At 68.6% G+C, this 19,193-nt stretch carries 19 protein-coding genes; 10 read left to right on the top strand and 9 right to left on the bottom strand.

Features of this window, described 5'->3' with window-relative positions; translation table 11 throughout:
* On the top strand, window positions 1-695 hold a 695-nt coding region (locus tag BJG92_RS10820), incomplete at its 5' end, for a DNA polymerase (RefSeq protein WP_232084015.1).
* A gap of 141 nt (window positions 696-836) precedes the next feature.
* On the top strand, window positions 837-1,097 hold the full coding sequence (locus BJG92_RS10825) for a YegP family protein (protein WP_232084016.1): 261 nt from the start codon (window positions 837-839) through the stop codon (window positions 1,095-1,097).
* A gap of 21 nt (window positions 1,098-1,118) precedes the next feature.
* On the opposite strand, the gene BJG92_RS10830 is transcribed toward BJG92_RS10825, so the two are convergent.
* From BJG92_RS10830 to BJG92_RS10840, 3 genes are all read right to left on the bottom strand, one after another.
* Window positions 1,119-1,817: a CoA pyrophosphatase gene (locus BJG92_RS10830; protein ID WP_232084017.1), complete on the bottom strand. Its 699-nt coding sequence runs from the start codon at window positions 1,815-1,817 to the stop codon at window positions 1,119-1,121.
* The gene (gene nth, locus BJG92_RS10835; RefSeq protein WP_232084033.1) at window positions 1,814-2,584 is read right to left on the bottom strand and encodes an endonuclease III; all 771 of its coding nucleotides are present in this window, start codon (window positions 2,582-2,584) and stop codon (window positions 1,814-1,816) included. The genes BJG92_RS10830 and nth overlap by 4 nt, the downstream gene beginning before the upstream one ends.
* A 169-nt stretch (window positions 2,585-2,753) precedes the next feature.
* Window positions 2,754-4,166 carry a hypothetical protein gene (locus BJG92_RS10840; RefSeq protein WP_232084018.1) on the bottom strand — a complete coding sequence of 471 codons (1,413 nt, stop codon included), beginning with the start codon at window positions 4,164-4,166 and terminating at the stop codon, window positions 2,754-2,756.
* A gap of 718 nt (window positions 4,167-4,884) precedes the next feature.
* Between BJG92_RS10840 and acs the strand changes: the two genes are divergently transcribed.
* Complete coding sequence (gene acs, locus BJG92_RS10845) at window positions 4,885-6,927, top strand: acetate--CoA ligase (protein WP_232084019.1); 2,043 nt, start codon at window positions 4,885-4,887, stop codon at window positions 6,925-6,927.
* 89 nt (window positions 6,928-7,016) lie between these two features.
* Here the strand turns inward: acs and BJG92_RS10850 are convergent, their stop codons facing one another.
* Window positions 7,017-8,006 (bottom strand): SMP-30/gluconolactonase/LRE family protein, encoded by a 990-nt coding sequence (locus tag BJG92_RS10850; protein WP_232084020.1) that lies wholly within the window; start codon window positions 8,004-8,006, stop codon window positions 7,017-7,019.
* A gap of 147 nt (window positions 8,007-8,153) precedes the next feature.
* Here BJG92_RS10850 and BJG92_RS10855 point away from each other — a divergent pair, with 147 nt between their 5' ends.
* From BJG92_RS10855 to BJG92_RS10870, 4 genes are all read left to right on the top strand, one after another.
* Window positions 8,154-9,383 carry an FAD-dependent oxidoreductase gene (locus BJG92_RS10855; protein ID WP_232084021.1) on the top strand — a complete coding sequence of 410 codons (1,230 nt, stop codon included), beginning with the start codon at window positions 8,154-8,156 and terminating at the stop codon, window positions 9,381-9,383.
* A gap of 4 nt (window positions 9,384-9,387) precedes the next feature.
* Complete coding sequence (locus BJG92_RS10860; RefSeq protein ID WP_232084022.1) at window positions 9,388-9,801, top strand: SRPBCC family protein; 414 nt, start codon at window positions 9,388-9,390, stop codon at window positions 9,799-9,801.
* A gap of 93 nt (window positions 9,802-9,894) precedes the next feature.
* On the top strand, window positions 9,895-10,368 hold the full coding sequence (gene aroQ, locus BJG92_RS10865) for a type II 3-dehydroquinate dehydratase (RefSeq protein ID WP_232084023.1): 474 nt from the start codon (window positions 9,895-9,897) through the stop codon (window positions 10,366-10,368).
* 2 nt (window positions 10,369-10,370) lie between these two features.
* Entirely contained in the window at window positions 10,371-11,471 is a 1,101-nt protein-coding gene (locus tag BJG92_RS10870; protein WP_232084024.1) for a DUF2332 domain-containing protein, read from the top strand.
* 6 nt (window positions 11,472-11,477) lie between these two features.
* Here BJG92_RS10870 and BJG92_RS10875 read toward each other — a convergent pair whose 3' ends face one another.
* The gene (locus BJG92_RS10875; RefSeq protein WP_232084025.1) at window positions 11,478-12,662 is read right to left on the bottom strand and encodes a MarP family serine protease; all 1,185 of its coding nucleotides are present in this window, start codon (window positions 12,660-12,662) and stop codon (window positions 11,478-11,480) included.
* Window positions 12,663-12,865: 203 nt separating this feature from the next.
* Between BJG92_RS10875 and BJG92_RS10880 the strand changes: the two genes are divergently transcribed.
* A complete protein-coding gene (locus BJG92_RS10880; RefSeq protein ID WP_011693220.1) occupies window positions 12,866-13,543 on the top strand; it encodes a Crp/Fnr family transcriptional regulator in 678 nt (225 codons plus the stop codon).
* An 89-nt stretch (window positions 13,544-13,632) separates the two neighbouring features.
* On the opposite strand, the gene BJG92_RS10885 is transcribed toward BJG92_RS10880, so the two are convergent.
* The 4 genes from BJG92_RS10885 to BJG92_RS10900 all read right to left on the bottom strand — a co-directional run bounded on the left by BJG92_RS10885 (window position 13,633) and on the right by BJG92_RS10900 (window position 15,890).
* Window positions 13,633-14,034, bottom strand: coding sequence for a VOC family protein (locus BJG92_RS10885; protein ID WP_232084026.1), 402 nt, complete (start codon window positions 14,032-14,034; stop codon window positions 13,633-13,635).
* Window positions 14,035-14,233: 199 nt separating this feature from the next.
* Entirely contained in the window at window positions 14,234-15,145 is a 912-nt protein-coding gene (locus tag BJG92_RS10890) for an NUDIX hydrolase (protein WP_232084027.1), read from the bottom strand.
* 17 nt (window positions 15,146-15,162) lie between these two features.
* Window positions 15,163-15,732 carry a RidA family protein gene (locus BJG92_RS10895; protein ID WP_232084028.1) on the bottom strand — a complete coding sequence of 190 codons (570 nt, stop codon included), beginning with the start codon at window positions 15,730-15,732 and terminating at the stop codon, window positions 15,163-15,165.
* A gap of 2 nt (window positions 15,733-15,734) precedes the next feature.
* Window positions 15,735-15,890: a DUF4177 domain-containing protein gene (locus BJG92_RS10900; RefSeq protein ID WP_125616218.1), complete on the bottom strand. Its 156-nt coding sequence runs from the start codon at window positions 15,888-15,890 to the stop codon at window positions 15,735-15,737.
* A 37-nt stretch (window positions 15,891-15,927) separates the two neighbouring features.
* On the opposite strand from BJG92_RS10900, the gene BJG92_RS10905 reads away from it, so the two are divergent.
* Both BJG92_RS10905 and BJG92_RS10910 read left to right on the top strand, forming a co-directional pair.
* Window positions 15,928-18,237, top strand: a complete 2,310-nt coding sequence (locus BJG92_RS10905) for a transglycosylase domain-containing protein (protein WP_232084029.1) — start codon at window positions 15,928-15,930, stop codon at window positions 18,235-18,237.
* 3 nt (window positions 18,238-18,240) lie between these two features.
* Window positions 18,241-19,188, top strand: coding sequence for a metallophosphoesterase (locus BJG92_RS10910; RefSeq protein WP_232084030.1), 948 nt, complete (start codon window positions 18,241-18,243; stop codon window positions 19,186-19,188).
* Window positions 19,189-19,193 lie beyond the last annotated feature (5 nt).

Consider the following 19,193-nt stretch of genomic DNA (forward strand, 5'->3'; position numbering starts at 1 on the left):
AGCTCATCGTCGCCGACGCCTCCCAGCTGGAGCCGAGGGTACTGGTGGCGCTCGCACAGGACTCCAAGATGGCCGAGGCTGCCCGGGACAAGGACCTTTACGCCGGCATCGCCGCGCAGGGCTTCGGCGGCGACCGGGCCAAAGCGAAAGTGGCCTTGCTCGGCGCGATCTACGGCGCCACGACCGGCGAGTCCGGCCGCCTGATGCCCCAGCTGACGCGCACCTATCCGCGCGCTGTCGGGTTCGTGGAGCAGGCGGCCCGCGAGGGCGAGGCCGGCAGGACCGTCACGTCGCGGCTGGGGCGCAGCAGCCCGCCGCCGTCGGAACGCTGGCTGCAGAGCCAGCACTCCGCCACGGCCGAGGAACAGCGCCGGGCCGACTCGATGGCCCGTTCGCGCGGCAGGTTCACCCGCAACTTCGTGGTGCAGGGCTCCGCAGCGGACTGGGCGGCCTGCTGGCTGGCGGAACTACGACGGCGGCTGCGGGCCATGCGGTCCGCGGGCACGCCCGCCGGGGAACTGGTCTTCTTCCTGCACGACGAGGTCATGGTGCATTGCCCCGAAGCGGCTGTCGGGGACTGCATCCGGGCCATCGAGGAGGCCGCGGCTGCCGCGAAGGAGCTGCTGTTCGGCCGGATCCCGGTGGAATTCCCCGTCAGTGTGGCCGTCGTGGACTCCTACGACAACGCCAAATAGGCATCCGGGGCTGCCGCCGTAACGTACCCGTCGGTAGCGTTGTGCACTGTCCATGACGCCGGATACCCTCGAAAGGCCGGTAACTAATCCGAGAGTTCCGCCGGCCATTGCAACGACGCAAGGATTTGGGGAGGCAGCAGATTGGCTGGCATTTTTGAGATCGCCGAAGCTGGGGAGAAAGCATACTTCTTCAAGCTGACGGCACCGGATGGAACGGTTGTCGCCGTTTCGCCGCTGTTCAACAGCATCCAAGGAGCGGCAGCGGGCATCACCGCCGTGCGCGAGAACGCCGCGACCGGCCTGATCGTGGACAAGTCCCGTTCCACGAGACGGCCGGGGTCAGGCAACCACCCGGGCCGGCCCGCACGCCAGCAGCCAAGCACGCGCGTTTCAGCAATCTGACGCACCGCCGGCAGCTTCAGCTCAGCCGTCGAGCCTGCTCCAGGTATCGACGCTGAGCAACCGGGTACGGTCCCAGGGCACGGCCCACCCCAGCTGTTCGAACAGCTGATTCAGGATCATCCCGGTGAAACCCCACACCACCACCTGGTTCACCGTAAACGCGGGGCTTTCGAAGGTCTGCCCGGCCCGGCTGACGGTCGCCATGACCCGGTTATCCGGATCCAGCAGGTCCCGGACCGGAACCCGGAAGACCTGGGAGGATTCGCCGAAGTCCACCACTCGGACGGGCGACGGCGAGGCCCACCAGCCCAGGACCGGCGTCACGAGGAAGTTCCCCCGCGGCAGGGCCAATTCGGGCATGACGCCGAGCACGTCGACGCCGCCGGGGTACAACCCGGTTTCCTCTTCCGCCTCGCGCAGGGCCGCGTCGATCACGGATTCGCCCGGGTCAATGCCGCCGCCCGGGAAGGCGACCTGCCCGGGATGGTCATCCAGGGTCTGGGCACGCTGGAGGAGCAGGACATCCAGGTCGGCTGGGGCCAGCAGCTTCAGGGACGACGCCGGGACGTGGTCGAGCGCACCGAAGAGCATCAAGACGGCGGCCCGGCGCACCCGTTCGCCGGGTTCGACGACCAGTTCGCGCCAGCGCGGATCGGGCGCCGGTGCTGTGCCCGCCTCCACCGCGGCCACGAGGTCAACGAGCTCCTGGCGTGCAGTCACCGGGGTTTCCTCTGGGATTCCATCCGGATTTCGGCGGCCCGGTGCGTCTCGGCAAGCAGCTCGGCGAGCAGCTCCTCCTGCCCCGGGGCCAGCTCGTACTTCAGCAGCTTCTTCGACTTTTCCGGGTCGGTCTCGCCCATCCCGTAGCTGGGGCACCAGTTCGCCACAGCGCAGGCACCGCACGCCGGCTTGCGGGAATGGCAGACCCGCCGGCCATGGAAGACCACCCGGTGCGAGAGCATGGTCCAGTCCCTGGGCTCGAACAGCCCGGCGACGTCCGACTCGATCTTCACCGGGTCATCGGACTCCGTCCAGCCGAAGCGCCGCGCCAGCCGGCCGAAGTGGGTGTCCACCGTGATGCCGGGGATGCCGAAGGCGTTCCCCAGCACGACGTTCGCCGTCTTGCGCCCGACGCCGGGAAGCGTCACCAGATCCTCCAGCCGTCCCGGCACGTCGCCGTCGTACTCATCCACGAGGCGGTGGCCCAGGGCCATCAGGTTCCTGGCCTTCGCGCGGAAGAACCCGGTAGGTCTGATGATCGCTTCCAGCTCCGCCGGTTCGGCTTCGGCCATGCTGCGCGCGTCCGGGTACCGGGCGAACAGCAGCGGCGTGATCTGGTTGACCAGCACGTCGGTGGTCTGGGCGGAGAGCACCGTGGCGACCACCAGCTCGAACGGGCTGCGGAAGTCCAGCTCCGCGTGTGCGTAGGGATACTGCTCCGCGAGTGCCCGGTTGATCCTGCGGGCACGGCGTTTGAGCCCCAGCAGCGACTCCCCCGACGCCCGCGGGCCGGCGCTTTTCGGGCCGGCGCTTTTCGGGCCGGCGCTTTTCGGGCCGGCGCTTTTCGGGCCGGCGCTTTTCGGGCCGGGCGAGGCGCTGCCGGGCGCCGTGCTGCCGGGCGCCGTGCTGCCGCAATCGGTGACCACCGGCGCCAGGCTATCCGCGTTCGATGTTGCTGAGATCGCGCAATACCCCCACGCGGCCGTCCGTGTGCTGGACCAGGAATTCCTGGCCCCGGTCCTCGAGGGCGAGGACCCAGCCGCCGGGCTGGACTACAAACGCCGGTGCGCCCGTGACCTCGTCGACGGCGGTGCGGGGCTGGGCGACGGCGAACCAGAAGGCTTCGTGCGCGGGCCGGGCCTGGTGCTCCTCGGGACGGCTCGCCGGATCAACGGTGGCGCCGATCGGCTCCTGCGAGCGCACCTGGGGGTTCACCGTGGTGGGTGCGCTGGCGGCTGCGGCAGGAACCCCGGCGGCGCGGGTTTCCTCCGCCGCCGCGGCTGCCCGCTGCTGCTGTGATTCGGGTGCCGGCTGGACGGCCCGGGCTTCCGGTGAGCCGTGGACCGCTGCGGCCCCCGGCCTGGAGGGGCCGGCGCCGGCCTCTTCCGGTGCGGACGGTGCCGACGGTGCGGACGCAGCGGGCACGACCCCCGTGATCTGGGTCTCCGGGGAGCTGAAGACGGGGGCGGGGGAAGACATGGGGCGTGAGTCCGAAGACACGGCGGCACCCGAAGCGGCGGTGCCGGGCGCAGTGGCCCCAGGGGCAGCCGCATCCGGTGCGGCGCCGTAGGACTCGTACCCGCGCGGGGCCGCGTCCGGCCCTGCTGACGGGCCGCCGGGGGTCATGCGCTTTGCCCACCCGGCGACCGGGTTGGTTCCGGCCTCCTTCGCGGCTTTCGGTTCCTTGGCAGCTTTCGGAGGCTTGGGTGCGCGGGGCTTGCGGACGGGCACCGCGGACTCCCGGGCCACAACATGGGCCGGAGTCTCCTCGCGGTCCAGGAAATCGCCAGCGAAGAAAGGGACCAGGCGGGCCAGCACGGTGGCTGTAAACAGTCCCAGTGCGCCGACCAGTGCCAGCAGCATGACGGGCACGAACGCGCCGGCGATGGCCAGGAAGAAGAACGCCACCGCGAAGGACGCCACCACGGAGGCGAACTGGTCCACCGAGAGCGAGCCGATGCGGACCCTCGTTGCGGGGCTGACGCGCCGTGCGACGAAAAGGGAGGTGACGATCAGCGGGAGTACGACGCCGAGACCCAGGAAGAAGAGGCTGCCCAAATTCCACAGGTTGTAGCGAACGGCAAACATCGGGATCAGCGAGGCGATGAAGAGGATCAGCGCCGAGCCGAAAACGGTGAGATCCCGGATAGTGAAGGGCCCGAGGACGGCCTCGTTCTCTTTGCCGGGCGTCTTGGCTTTGGCCTTGTCCACGGTGAAACGCGGCGGCTCCCCGAAACCGGCCGGCTTCGCCGGGCCGTCGGCGACTCGACCCGCCTCCTGACCCGTGTCCTGGCTCGTGTCATGGCCGGGGGAAGGCGCATGGAGCTGCCCGTTAGCTTGCTCGTTCATTCTGTTCTCCTTAGCATGGCGACACCCTGGACGGTGCCGCCTAACGGCGGGCAAATGCAGGACCGCGCGCGGTCCTGCCGCCTCCATTGGATGTCACAACTTCATCTCAGCCTAGCCAAGTGCATGGCTGATCACTAGCTGACAAGCCGTGGCCGGCGGCGCGGATCCACGGGGCGGGCAGGGCACGTCGCGCTAGCTTTGGCGGTCCGCGGGAGTCCCCAGCGCCTTGCTGCGGCTCACCGGATCGTTACGGGTACCGGCAGAGGTATGCGGATAAGCCGAAGCCGCGGCGGGAGTAGGGTGTGCGCATGGAACTACTAAACGGGACCCCGGTCTTCCTCTGGCGCAGTGTCTGCTTCTTCGCCGTGGCCGCCGTACTGGCGGGATCCTCCTTCCGGGGGCGTCCGCCGTCGCGATCGTCCTGATCATCATCACCCTGCTGCTCACCGGATGGGCCTTGTTGGTCCAGCATCATGTGCGCCGCATGATGGGCCGCAGATAGCCGGCCACCACCATTCGGCGCTTAACAAACACCGTTCACGGTTCACTGTGTGACGCGGCACACGTCCGGACCGGCCCAAGCGTTAGTGTGTATTTCGGAACAGCTCTTTGCGGTACGTCCGTGACCAGCCGATGCCCGTCGCCGCGCACGCGGCAGGGGCCGCGCGGCGGATCGGAGGTAGAGCGCAGCACGGATCGATGAATGATGAGGTTCAGCATGTCCCAGCACACCCCCGGCTCCACGGCCACCCAGGCTCCCGGCGCACGCGCCAACGGCGATGCCTTCGAAAATCTCTCCCAGGAGAACCGGAAGTTCGCCCCGTCCGCCGAATTCGCGGCAGACGCGGTGGTCACGGCCGCCGACTATGCGGAGGCCGCCGCCGACCGCCCCGCCTTCTGGGCCAAGCAGGCCCGGGAGCTGCTGAGCTGGAGCAAGGACTTCACCCAGGCCCTCGACTGGACCAACCCGCCGTTCGCCAAGTGGTTCGTCGGAGGCGAGGTCAACGCCGCCTACAACGCCCTGGACCGGCATGTGGAGAACGGGCACGGGGACCGGGTCGCCATCTTCTTCGAGGGCGAACCCGGCGACACCCGCACGTACACGTACGCCCAGCTCACCGAAGAGGTCAAAAAGGCAGCCAACGCCTTCGAATCCCTCGGCGTGGCCAAAGGTGACCGCGTCGCGGTGTACCTGCCGATGATTCCCGAGGCCGTCATCACGTTGCTGGCCTGCGCCAGGATCGGCGCCATCCACTCCGTCGTCTTCGGCGGCTTCTCCGCCGAGGCGCTCCGGTCCCGGATCGACGACGCCAAGGCCAAGCTCGTCGTCACCGCCGACGGCACCTACCGCCGCGGCAAGCCCAGCGCCCTCAAGCCCGCCGTCGACGAGGCGTTGTCCCACGAAGGAAATGCTGACGGCCACACCGTGCAGAACGTCGTGGTGGTCAAGCGCAACGGCCAGGACGTGGACTGGCACGAGGGCCGGGACCACTGGTGGGCCGACACCGTCGGCACCGCCTCCGCCGAGCACACCGCCGTCGGGCACGACTCCGAGCACCCGCTGTTCATCCTCTACACCTCCGGCACCACCGGCAAGCCCAAAGGCATCCTGCACACCACCGGCGGCTACCTCACCCAGGGCGCCTACACGCACAAGGCCGTCTTCGACCTCAAGCCCGAAACCGACGTGTACTGGTGCACGGCCGACGTCGGCTGGATCACCGGTCACTCCTACGTCGCCTACGCCCCGCTCATCAACGGCGCCACCCAGGTAATCTACGAAGGCACCCCGGATTCCCCGCACCAGGGCCGCTGGTGGGAGATCGTGGAGAAGTACAAGGTCTCCATCCTCTACACCGCCCCCACCGCCATCCGGACGTTCATGAAGTGGGGCAAGGAGATCCCGGCGAAGTCCGACCTCTCCTCGATCCGGGTCCTGGGCTCGGTGGGCGAGCCCATCAACCCCGAAGCGTGGATGTGGTACCGCGAGGTCATCGGCGGCAACGCCGGCAAGAACGGCGAACGGAAGGAACACCCGGCACCGATCGTGGACACCTGGTGGCAGACCGAAACGGGCGCCCAGATGATCGCCCCGCTGCCCGGTGTGACCGCCACGAAGCCCGGCTCCGCCCAGGTCCCGCTGCCCGGCATCGCCGTCGACGTCGTGGACGAACTCGGCGAGTCGGTGCCGAACGGCTCCGGCGGCTACCTCGTGATCCGCGAACCCTGGCCGGCCATGCTGCGCGGCATCTGGGGCGACCCTGAGCGGTACAAGGAAACCTACTGGTCCCGTTTCGAGACCATGTACTTCGCCGGGGACGGCGCCAAGAAAGACGACGACGGCGACATCTGGCTCCTTGGACGCGTCGATGACGTGATGAACATTTCCGGCCACCGGCTCTCCACTGCCGAGATCGAATCCGCCCTCGTTTCCCACCCCGCCGTCGCCGAGGCCGCCGTGGTGGGTGCCGCGGACGAGACCACCGGCCAGGCGGTCGTCGCCTTCGTGATCCTGCGCGCGGACGCCGTGGATACCGGGGACGTGATCGTGCAGGAACTGCGCAACCACGTGAGCAAGGAGATCGGGCCGATCGCCAAACCCAAGACCATCCTGGTGGTCCCGGAGCTGCCCAAGACCCGATCGGGCAAGATCATGCGCCGCCTGCTCAAGGACGTTGCCGAAGGCCGTGAGGTGGGGGACGCCACCACCCTGGCCGACAACACCGTCATGGCCCAGATCGCCCAGTCGCTGAGGAAGTAACCGGCCGAAGCCGGTTCGACGGCGGCGCTGCCCACGGTGCCGGGTGGTGCCGCCGTCCTCTGCTGCCGTTGGCGCGGCTCACGGACGTGTCAGTCGTCGCCGGAGCGGGAGCGGGCATCGACCAACACCGCTTCGAAACTTGTGGCGGCCGGGGTGGTGAATTTCGCGTTGACCAGGGCCAGGGTGTTTCCGAACAGGGCCGCCGTGGTGGGGACGTCGAAGTCCTTGCTCGTGATGACCTCCTGCACCACGCCCCCGTCCAGCGACGGGTTCAGCTTGATCCGGCTGACCTGGTTGCGCAGGTTCTGCACGGCCCAGAGGGTGTCGCCCCGGACCACGATCCCGTCGATGTTCGTCAGGGTCACCGGGGCGCCGGACGAGTCGGTCACGTCGATCCGCTTATTTGACCCGTTGTCCGGATCCACGGCATACAGGGCCCCGCGGCCCGTGTGGGCGACGATCAGGGTATGGCCTCCCTTCGCAGCGATGCCGTTGAGATTAAACCCTGGGTCCACGGTTCCTGCGGGTGGCGCCAGCTCCAGCGTCCGGGCGTCACCCAGATCCCCGTCGCGGCTGACCGGAACAAAGTAAAGTTCGCCCGCCCTCGAATTCGTAAACCAGGCACCCTCCCGGGTCAGGGTGACGTCATTGATGAAGCTCCCATTCGCTGCTGCCAGCTGGTAGACCGCCGCGGTCTTCCTGGATTCCAGATCGTAGACGTAGGCCTGGCCGGTGGGGCCGCCCGCGACGAAGAGCAAATCGTTGCGCCTGTCGACCTTCATGCCGACGGCCAGCCGGCCTGCCGGGGCGGTGATAAACAGTCCGGCCTTCCCTTCGCTGATGTCGCCGCGGAAGATGTTGCCGTTTCCCAGGTCCCCTGCGAAGAAGGTATCGCCGTCCCCCGCCGCGATCCCCTCGGCCCCGGTGGCCCCCGGGAGTTCGATGACGGAGGGCCGGCCGTCGCCTCCGGACCGTGCTGCTGCCGCCATCGGGGCCGGGACGAGAAGGGCCGCGAGGGCGAGAACTCCCACGGCGGCCCGGCGGAGGGCTTTTGCTGTTCGTGCGTGGATGTTGTGCATGGTGTGCTCCCGGATCGGGCTTTCCGTGCGAGCCGGCCTGTACGGGAGCCCCGCACGATCTTCCCTCCAGTTTAGGCAGGGCGGCTGTGCCCTGCCAGAGGCCGCCGTCATCCGGTCCCCGCGTGCCCGGCCGTGAAAGGATGAACCATGACCGAGATCTGTGACGTGCTGGTGGTTGGTGCCGGACTTGCGGGGTTGCAGTGTGCCCGGGAGCTGGAGGCCGCCGGCCGCGGGGTGCTGGTGTGGGAAGCGTCCGACGACGTCGGAGGCAGAATCCGGACGGACCGGATCGACGGTTTCCTGGTGGACCGCGGCTTTCAGGTGCTGAATCCCGCCTACCCCGCCGTGCGCCGGTGGGTGGACGTCGAAGCCCTGGCGCTGCAGCCCTTCGGCGCAGGCGTACGGGTCCGCCGGGAGGACTCCCTGGCAGTTCTCGCCCATCCCCTGCGGGAGCCCCGCCTGGTCCTGAAGACCCTGCGCAGCGGCATCCTCAAGCCGCACGACGTCGCGGGTCTGCTGCGGTGGGCCGCGCCCGCCTATGGCCGGCGCCGGAGTCACCGCGGCACGGATTCTCCGTTGCGGGAGGCCCTGGACGGGGCCGGCTGCTCCGGCGAACTCCGCCGGGTTGTGGACCAGTTTCTCGCCGGCGTGCTGCTGGAGGACCGCGGCAGCACCTCTAACGACTTCGCCCTCCAGCTTGCCCGGGTGTTCGCCAGCGGCGTGCCGGGACTGCCGCACGAGGGCATGCAGGCGCTTCCCCGGCAGCTGGCAGCCGCGTTGTCCTCGCCGGTCCGCACCTCGACCAGGGTGGAGTCGATCAAGCCTGACGGGACCGCGCTGGTGGTCACCGCCGCAGACACAGTGGTCCGGGCCCGAGAGGTCGTCGTGGCCACCGATCCGGTCACCGCCGGCGGGCTGACCGGCAGCGCCGTGCCGGCCATGAAGGGGGTGCTCACACACTGGTTTGCGGCCGGCACAGCCCCCAGCGAGGCCAACATGATCTGCGTTGACGGCCGTGCCCGCCCGGGCGGGCCGCTGGTCAACGCTGCCGTCATCTCGAATGCGGCGCCGAGCTACGCCCCTGCCGGACAGCACCTCATCCAGACATCCGCGCTGTTCGGCGCGGGCCGGCCGGTTCCAACAGACGACGAGGTCCGCCGCCACGCGGGCGAGATCTTCGGCGCCCCCACCAGTGGCTGGGAACTCGTGGCGCGGCAGGAGGTCCCGCACGCGCTGCCGGCGCAACTCCCCCCGCTGCGGCAGCAACCGATGGTAAGCCCGTCCGGGCTCATCGTTTGCGGCGACCACCGTGCCACGGCCTCCATTGAAGGCGCCCTTGTCAGCGGCCACCGTGCCGCGCAGGCGATTCTCGGCTGACCGGATGGTTTTCTCTGTTTCGCGCCGGGTCGCCGCGCCGGCCGAAGATGTTTGGTCGCTTCTCACAGATGTCGAGCAGTGGCCCAACTGGGGGCCGTCGATCACCGGCGTCCGGCCCGCCCCGGCAGGCCCCCGCGGCGGACCCGCAGCCATTGGACCCGCAGCCTGCGGACTCGAAAGCGGCAGCCGGGGCACGGTACGCACCATTCTGGGTGCCACGCTGCCGTACACCGTGACAGCGTTCGAGGCCGGACGGTACTGGTCGTGGTCCGTTGCCGGCATCCCCGCCACGGGCCACCGGGTCATTCCGCAGGAAGGCGGCTGCCTCGTGACCTTCACCGTCCCCTGGTGGGCGCCGGCCTACCTGCCGGTCTGCGCCGTGGCGCTGCGCCGGATCGAGCGGCTCGCCGCACGGTAGGGGATCACGGCCCGCGGACGTGCGGTCCGCAGAATGGACGGGGCGGCGGCGGGAAGGCCCCGCCACCGGGCGCGACGCGATACATTGGCAGGCATGAGCGAAGCCACCCCCGCCGGTGCCGGCCGCGGCACCATCCTGGTCCTCAACGGACCCAACCTGAACCTGCTCGGCACCCGCGAACCCGAAAAATACGGGACAGCGACCCTGGCCGACGTCGAACAGCTCGCCAAAGCTGCCGGTGCAGCGCACGGCCTGGACGTCGAGTGCTTCCAGTCCAACCACGAAGGAGCCCTGGTTGATGCGATCCAGGCGGCCCGGGGCAAGGCCGTGGGCATCGTCATCAACGCGGGCGCCTACACGCACACGTCTGTGGCGATCCGGGACGCCATCTCCGCGGTGCAACTGCCCGCCGTCGAAGTGCACATCACGAATGTCCACGCCCGCGAGGAGTTCCGGCAGCACTCGTACCTCTCGGGCATCAGCAACGCAGTGATTGCCGGCGCCGGGATCCTGGGCTACCGGTTCGCCGTCGAGTACCTCGCCGGGCTGCGCACGGGCCGGGACTGAGCATGTCCTCCGTGGACCCCGCCGCCGGGCAGTCCGGCACGGCGGAGCCGGCGACGGCGTCCTGGTACCGGCGCTTCGGCACGGTCGACGCGCCCGGCAACTCCGAGTGCTACGCCGAGTGGTCCACTGCCATCGCGGAGGACCCGGAGTTGATCCGCCGCATCGATGAATGGCCGCACAACAAGCGCCAGCCGCTGCTGCTGCTCGCGGCGGCCAGGTTCCTCGGCGCACAGATCAGCCCCTACCGGGAGTTCCGGACCTTCCTGGATTCGCACTGGGATGCGATCTCGCGGACAGTACTCACCCGGGCCACCCAGACGAACGAGGCTGGACGCTGCGCCACCCTGCTGCCGTCCCTCGCCCGGATTGCGGCCGCCGAGGGCCGGCCGCTGGCACTCCTCGAGGTCGGCGCCTCGGCCGGGCTCGCCCTGTTCCCGGACCGCTATGGGTATGAGTTCACGGCCGTAGCCGGCAATCCGGCCGGCAACGACGGCGGCAGCGCGCAGGTCACGCGGCTGGCCCCGGCCGGTGCCGCCCCGGGCAGTTATCCCGTGCTCCGGTGCGCCGTCACCAGCCCCGTCCCGCTGCCGGCGGAGCTCCCGCGGGTGGTGTGGCGTGCGGGGATCGATCTTAACCCCCTCGACGTGCGCGATTCCGACGACGTCGCCTGGCTGGAGGCGCTGGTCTGGCCGGAGCAGGACTTCCGCCGTGAACGGTTGCGGCAGGCGATCGCGATCGCCCGGGCGGATCCGCCCCTCCTCGTGGCCGGGGACCTCAACGATCAGCTCCTCAGCCTCGCGGCGCGGGCGCCGTCGGACGCCACGCTGGTGGTGTTCCACAGCGCGGTCATGGCCTATCTCGATGCCGCGGGCCGGGAACGGTTCCGCAGTGCTGTCGGGGGGCTCGCCGCGGCCCGGGGTTGCCACTGGCTCTCCAACGAGGGCCACACGGTGATCGTCCAGGCCGACGGCTCCAGCGTCGCGCCCCAGATGGAGGACTCCAGGCTGCAAGGCCGGTTCCTGCTGCTGGAGGACGGGCGGCCCGTGGCCATCGCCGGCCCGCACGGCCAGAGCCTGGAGTGGCTTCAGGCCGCCGCGTCCTGATGCGGGCTAGTTCTTGATGCACTCCCCCGGCGAGACGGGGTTGCCCAGTCCGGGAGCCCGGGCGGCGACTGGGCCAAGATCGGTCATTGTGATGGCGAACCCGACCGAGGACTCGCTCGTTGCCTTGGCGAAGACGACGCCGGCCACCTGGCCGTCCGCGGTCAGTAAGGGACCTCCGGAATTGCCGGGCTGGACGTCGCCAGCCAGGCGGTAGACGTCCTCCGGGGCAGGGTTGTTGCCGTAAATGTCCGGGACAAGCACGGTGGCGATGTCCCGCACCGTGGCCGGTTTGGACTGGAACGGGCCTCCGTGCGGGTACCCCGCAAACGCGGCCGGGCTGCCGGCGGGCAGATCTGGACTGAGCGGCAGCGGGGCCGAACGCAGCCCGTCCACGGCCAGCACGGCGAGGTCATGCTGGCTGTCGAAGTACACGATCCGGCCGGGAAGCGCGCCCCCGCCGGGGATCTCGACCACGGGTTCCGGCACGCCGGCAACCACGTGGGCGTTGGTCACGACGCGGCCGGGCGAGACGACGAAGCCGGTGCCGGTCTGGTTCTGTCCGCACTGGTAAGCCGTTCCGGCGATCTTCAGCACGGACGCCGCTGCCTTGTTCAGGGCGGGGGTGTCGGTGCTGGCGTCCGGAACGGCCACCGGCTGTCCCTGGCCGATGCCCTCAAACAGCGTCGGGATGCCCTCGCCGATCACGGCGGACCGCAACTGGGCCATCGAGGTCTTGACCGGCGTGGGCGTCATGCCGTCGATGAACCGGATCACCCTGGACTCCGCGAGCTGCTGGGAGACGAGGGGGACCCCGAGCGCGCCGATGCTGAACGCCAGCATGGACATCACCAGGGCGGACACCACAATGTTCACGCCGCCGCCGGCCACCCTGTCCACCGTCCGGAGCGGGCTGATCTTGACGACGCTGCGGATCCTGCGTCCGATCGCGGTACCCAGCCCGTGGCCTAGAACGATCAGCAGCACGGCGGCGGCGATGATCGCCGTGAGCCGCCAGCCGCTGTCCTCAACCAGGCCGCTGACGATCGGGACGGACACGAAGGCGGCCACGGCCCCCGCGGCGAACCCCGCGATGCCGCCCACTGTCACGAGGAAGCCGTTGCGCAGGCCATGGAACAGGTAGGACAGCAGCATCAGAATCAACACGAGGTCCAAGATGGTCAAGCCGTACACCGGCGCTCCTTACAAGCAGGTAAACCCCAATTCTACCGGCGCAGGCTGACAGTTTGCCCGCCGGCTCCGGACGCCCGGGCACCGCCCCGCGGGTCACGGCGGCTCCATTTCGCGCGGTTCAGTGCCAAGTACGTCACAGAGACGCCAAAATTCTGAAACAATGACTGAAGCGCCCCAGCCGACACAGTTAGTCAGGAGAATTTATGGACATCGAGGTATTGCGCCGCGCACCCCTTTTCGCCACGCTCGACGACGAGGCCTTCCGTTTGTTGACGGACGAGCTCACCGAGGTGGACCTCTCACGCGGAGCCTCGGTATTCCGGGAAGGCGACCAGGGTGACCAGCTGTACTTCATCGTCTCCGGCAAGGTCAAGCTCGGCCGCACGTCCCCGGACGGCCGCGAATCGCTGCTGGCCATCCTCGGCCCGGGCGAGCTGTTCGGCGAAATGGCGCTGTTCGATCCGAGCCCCCGCACCGCGACGGCCACCGCCGTCTCGGAAACCCGACTGGCCGGGCTGAAGAATGAAAGCCTCAACGCCCTGCTGCGAACCCGCCCGGAGGTTTCGGCCCAGCTGCTGCAGGCCCTGGCCCGCCGCCTGCGCCGCACCAACGATTCCCTCTCCGACCTTGTCTTCTCCGACGTTCCCGGCCGCGTCGCCAAGGCGCTGCTTGACCTGGCGGACCGCTTCGGCCGCCCCGCGACGGACGGCGTCCTGGTTGCCCACGAGCTCACCCAGGAAGAGCTGGCCCAGTTGGTTGGCGCCTCCCGCGAAACCGTCAACAAGGCCCTCGCCGAGTTCGTCCAGCGTGGCTGGCTGCGCCTGGAAGCACGCGCCGTCGTCATCCTCGACATGCAGCGCCTGCGCCAGCGCTCCCGCTAATCCTGATCGGCGACACCTGAAGCACACCGAAGGCCGGCCCGTGAATCCACGGAGCCGGCCTTCGGTGCTTAAGCCAGGATGTCCGTCGCTCAGGACTCGGATTCGTAGCCGATGAGCCAGTGAAGTCCGTGCCGGTCGATGACCTGGCCGTCCGAAGCGCCCCAAGGCTTCGGGGCCAGGGGGTCGACCACCCGGCCGCCAACGGCGAGTTTGTCGAACCACTGGTGGAGAACTGCCGGTTCGGCGGTCCCCAGCAGCGAGAGCATGAGGCCTTCGAACCGGACGCTTTTCTTTCCCGCAGCCGCATCAGACCCCGCCAAAGCCACTGCGCCGTTCAGCTGTCCGTGGGCAATGGCAGCCGGCGGGCCGTCGCTGCGGTTGAACTCCTCGTACGTGAACAAGGCAAGCTCGCCCCCGAAAACGTCGGCGTAGAAGCCCAGCGCTTCACGCGCCGTGCCCGGGAAACTGACATAGATCTGCAGGGCTGTCATGCGCACAGCATACATACATCCACATACAACCTGTCCGGCTAACGCGATGACTCGACACTGGGGGAACCTGCCGCTAGTCAGGGAGCCCGCGGGACATGCACATTCCCCGCGGCAGCGAGTGGACACAGTGCCCATATGTCCGCCGGCCAGGCGCAACGGAGGGCATGTCCAGCGGGGGCCGCGCGGCTCCACCCCGGCGTCAGCGTTCGCGCTGGGGTTCCCCCGCTACGGTCGTGGCAGCCTCGACTTCGAGCATCAGCTGGCCGTTTTCCTCTACGAGTCTGGGCTGGTAGACGTGGGCCTTGCGCTTGTAGCTGAGGTAGGCGATGCAGCCGTTGGCCGCGGCCATCTTCTCCAGCATGATCTCCGAGCCGGGGACCAGGAGCTCATCGAGGGGCCGGCCGATCGTGTTCTCCTGGCCCACCTCGTCGCCGATCGCCGTGGTCTGCCGCTCGTCGATCAGCTTCCGGGCGCAGACCCAGCGGCCCCACACGCCCTTGCTGCGCAGGAGGGAAGGCTGCTGGTTCACCGGCACGGTGGCCGCAAAGTAGCGGGTGTTGAAGCGCCGGTGTGCGAAGTCCGGGCTCAGCCAGTTGACCAGCGGCTTGAGCAGGTCCGTCCGCACCGAAAGCCCGCGCTTGGCGAGCACATCGGTGAACGTCTTCTCCTGGTCCGCCACGGCTTCCCGGGCGCGCATCCACTCGGCCGTGGAGGTCGCCTCCACGGTATTGGACAGATCCGGGCCGGCCAGCAGGATGCCGGTCTCCTCGAACAGTTCACGGATGGCGCCCACCACATACCGGCGCGCCAGCCCGACGTCGGCCGTCCCCATCTGCTCGGCCCAGTGCTGCGGCGACGGGCCCAGCCAGCCGACAGCGTCGTCGTCGGACGCGTCAAGCGATCCGCCCGGAAAGGCGAGAACGCCCAGCGGTGAAGACCCGGGCCGGTAGCCGAGCCAGGTCTCCAGACCCGTGGGGGAATCCCGCAGAAGGACAACAGAGGAGGCGAACCGGGCTGCGCGGGGCGTCCGTTCGCCATGGTCGAGCCAACTGCGGGCGGCCCCCTCAAGGTCCGGGGGAAGGACGAACAGGCGTCGGGCTAACTGAGGCAAGGGAAGTGACCGGCCCTCTAGGCGAATTCGGCGATCAGTTCGACTTCAACCGGGGAGTCGAGAGGAAGGACGGCAACGCCGACGGCGGACCGGGCGTGCTGCCCGGCGTCGCCGAGCACCTTGCCCAGCAGCTCGGACGCGCCGTTGATTACACCGGGCTGGCCGGTGAACGACGGATCCGAGGAGACGAAGCCGACCACTTTGACGATCCGGGTGATGCGGTCGAGGTCGCCGATGACGCTCTTCACCGCGGCCAGGGCGTTGACGGCGCACTGGGCCGCGTATTGCTTGGCTTCTTCCGGGGACACCGTGGCCTCATCCGAGGCGCCTTCCGTGCCGGCGGAGACCTTGCCGGTGGCAGCCAGTGTGCCGTTGACGAACGGCAACTGGCCGGACGTGTAGACATGGTTGCCGGAAATCACGGCGGGCACGTACGCCGCCACCGGGGCGGCCACCTCCGGCAGGGCCAGTCCGAGCTCGGCGAGGCGCTGTTCGACGGCGGACGACGCGCCCGCGGCTGCTGCACTGTCGGTGGCCGTTCCGGTGCCCGCAGGGGCTCCCGGAACGGCAGATGCTGAAGGGCTCATGACTACTGCTTCTCCCGCTTCAGGTAGGCAACCAGGCCGTTTCCATCGGGGCCCGCGACAACCTGGACAAGCTCCCAGCCGTCGTCGCCCCACTGGTCCAGAATCTGCTTTGTGGCATGGATAATGAGCGGAATCGTGGCGTACTCCCATTTGGTCATGATCTAAAGCCTAGTCGTTGCCGGTAAAGTGGAAAACATGGCGACAGGCAAGAACCCTTTATTTGACACGGCCACCACCCTCGGAAAGCTCCTTCTTTTCCTGGGCGTGAGCGCCATTTGTGGCGTCCTGGTGGCGGGGCTGCTGGTCCCAGCAGCGGCGGTTTCGGGCAACACGGCGAGCGGATCAATCCAGTTCTTCGAGACACTCCCGGCCGAGCTGCAAGTGGATCCGCCGAGCCAGTCGACCACCATCCTGGCCTCGGACGGCAGCGTAGTCGCCAACCTGTACGCCGAGAACCGCACCCGCGTGTCACTGGAGCAGATGTCGCCGTACATCAAGGACGCGGTGATCGCCATTGAGGACAGCCGGTTCTACGAGCACGGCGGCGTGGACACCACCGGCATCCTGCGCGCACTGGTCAGCACCGCCCGCGGCAACAAGCAGGGCGCGTCGACCATCACCCAGCAGTACGTCAACAACGTCATCAACTCCTCCCTCGAATCCGAGGGCAAGGGCGACCAGGTCCTGTTGAACGGTGTTAACAAGGGTGTCGGCGACAAGCTCCGCGAGATGAAGCTCGCCATCGCGCTGGAGAAGAAGTTCAGCAAGGAGCAGATCCTTGAGGGCTACCTCAACATCGTGTTCTTCAACCGGGACGCCTACGGCATCGAAGCCGCCTCCAAATTCTTCTTCAGCACCACCGCCAAGGACCTGACGCTGCCGCAGGCCGCACTGCTGGCAGGCGTCGTCAACAGCCCGTCCTTCTATGACCCGATCACCAACCCGGAGAACGCCAAGGTCCGCAGGGACCTGGTCCTCAAGGCCATGTTGAGCCAGTCAAAAATCAAGCAGGCCGATTACGACGCCGCCGTCGCGGCGCCGGTGGAAACCAAGGTCACCCAGCCCCGCCAGGGCTGCGCCTACTCGAGTACAGCGCCGTACTTCTGCGACTACGTCCTGCACCTGCTGCTGAACAACCCGGCCTACGGCGCGGACGCCGACGCCCGGTTGCGGAAGATCTTCCGCGGCGGCCTGACCATCAAGACAACGCTGGACCCGAATGCCCAGGCCGTGGCCCAGGCGCAAGTGGACGGTACTACCGGGGCGAACCCGGACAAATGGGGCGCCTCGCTGGTTTCCGTGCAGCCAGGCTCCGGCAAGATCATCTCCATGGCCCAGAACACGCAGTTCCTGGAGGCCGAGGGGAAGTTCAACAACGTCATCAACTTCAACGTTGACATGAAGGATCCCAAAGGCAACGACCTCGGCGGGCTCGGCGGGTTCCAGCCCGGTTCCACCATGAAGCCCTTCACCTTCGCCGAGTGGCTCAACGAGGGCAGGTCCATGAACACCATCCTCAACGGCGCCGTGCGGAAGTACCCGCTGAACTTCAAGTGGAAGAACACCTGCCCCACCCCGGTGGACGGCGCGTACAACACCGCGGAGAAGGCACTGGGCGCGGCCGATGACCTGCAGAACGCCGACGAGGACCACTACAGGAACATGCCCGTCCTCGAGGGCCTCTACAACTCCATCAACACCCTCACGTTCGCCACCGCCGCGCAGGTGGACCTGTGCGGCATCCAGAAGATCGTCGACGCCGTGGGGATCCACGCGGGCCAGACCAACGAGCCCGTCCCCATGACGCGGCTCTCAAACCTGATCGGCGCCACCCAGACCTCGCCGCTGACCATGGCCAGCGCCTTCGCCACCTTCGCGAACGACGGCAAGTACTGCGAACCGATCGCCATCGAGTCCGTCACAGACCAGACCGGCGCCCAGCTGCCCGCCCAGGCCACCAGCTGCCGCGACGCGATCAAGCCTGAAGTTTCCCGCGGCGTCACCTACGCACTGCAGGAAGTCCTCAACCGCGGCTCCGGCGCGCTGATCCAGCCGCGGATCTCCACCCGGACCAGCTTCCCCATCGCGGCCAAGACCGGCACCAACGACCCCAACAACTCCACCTGGGTTGTCGGCTTCACCAGCGGCCTCGCGACGGCGTCCTGGTTCGGCGACGCCCTCGGTGCTCAGGACCGGTTCGGCCGCAATCTGACCATCAACGGCAAGTTCTACAAGGCCGTGGACGGTTACATGATCGCAGGCCCGCAGTTCTCGAACTTCATGGCCCAGGTTGCCCCGGCGTACGGCACCAACCCGTTCCCTGCCCCGCCGTCGAACATGGTCACGGGACCGGCACCGGCACCGGTACCGGTGCCCCGGGCGACCATCCCGGCGAACCCGAACCCGAACCCGGCCCCGGCGCCCAGTGCGCCGGCGAACCCGGCCCCGGCCCCGGCACCCAGTACACCGCCGTCGTCGCCGGCCACTGCTCCCCCGGCACCGTAACCGATGGCCCCGGGGAATGACCTGGCGAGCCGCGCCCGCAGCATCGGGCGCGGCCTCGCCGTGAGCGCAGCGGTGGGTGCCGCAGCGGGTGCCGCTGCCACAGGGTATGGCCTGTGGGAGAAGAACCAGTTCGTCCTGCGCGAGGAGACCCTGCCGATCCTGCCCGCGGGCTTCGGCCCGATCCGCGTACTGCACCTTTCCGACATCCACTTCGTCCCCAACCAAACCAAGAAAGCCGGATGGCTCGCGTCCCTCGCGGAGCTGAAGCCGGACCTGGTGGTGAACACCGGCGACAACCTCAGCCACGCCGGCGCCGTGGATCCCGTGCTCGCAGCGCTGCGCCCGCTGATGGAATTCCCGGGCGTGTTTGTCCCCGGGTCCAACGATTACTTTGCCCCGCGGCTCAAGAATCCGGCCTCGTATTTGCTGGGCCCGTCCGCGAAGCCGAAGGATCCCATCAGGCTGGACTGGGAGCGGCTACGGGCAGGCTTTGGCATGGGCGGCTGGGTGGATCTCACCAACCGCTGCCAGTCAATCGTGCTCAACGGGCTGCGCTTCGACTTCTCCGGCGTCGACGATCCGCACCTGGGCCGGGAGCGCTACGCCGGCTGGCCGCGCGGCACCAAAGGCCAAGACGCCAAACCGCACCTGCGGGTCGCCGTCGCCCACGCCCCCTACCAGCGTGTGCTGGACCACTTCACCGCGGACGCCGCCGACCTCTTGCTCGCAGGGCACACCCACGGCGGCCAGATCTGCCTTCCGGGCTACGGCGCCCTCGTGGCCAATTGCGATCTCCCCACCTGGCGGGCCAAGGGCCTCAACGACTGGGAATACAAGGGACGCTCGACGCCGGTGAACGTCTCCGGCGGAATCGGCACCTCGCGCTTCGCCCCGGTCCGGATCGCGTGCAAGCCCGAGGCCGTGCTGCTCACCCTGACGCCCCGCCCCTGATTCCC

This window comes from Arthrobacter sp. SO5 (genome assembly GCF_020532805.1).
Lineage (GTDB): Bacteria > Actinomycetota > Actinomycetes > Actinomycetales > Micrococcaceae > Arthrobacter.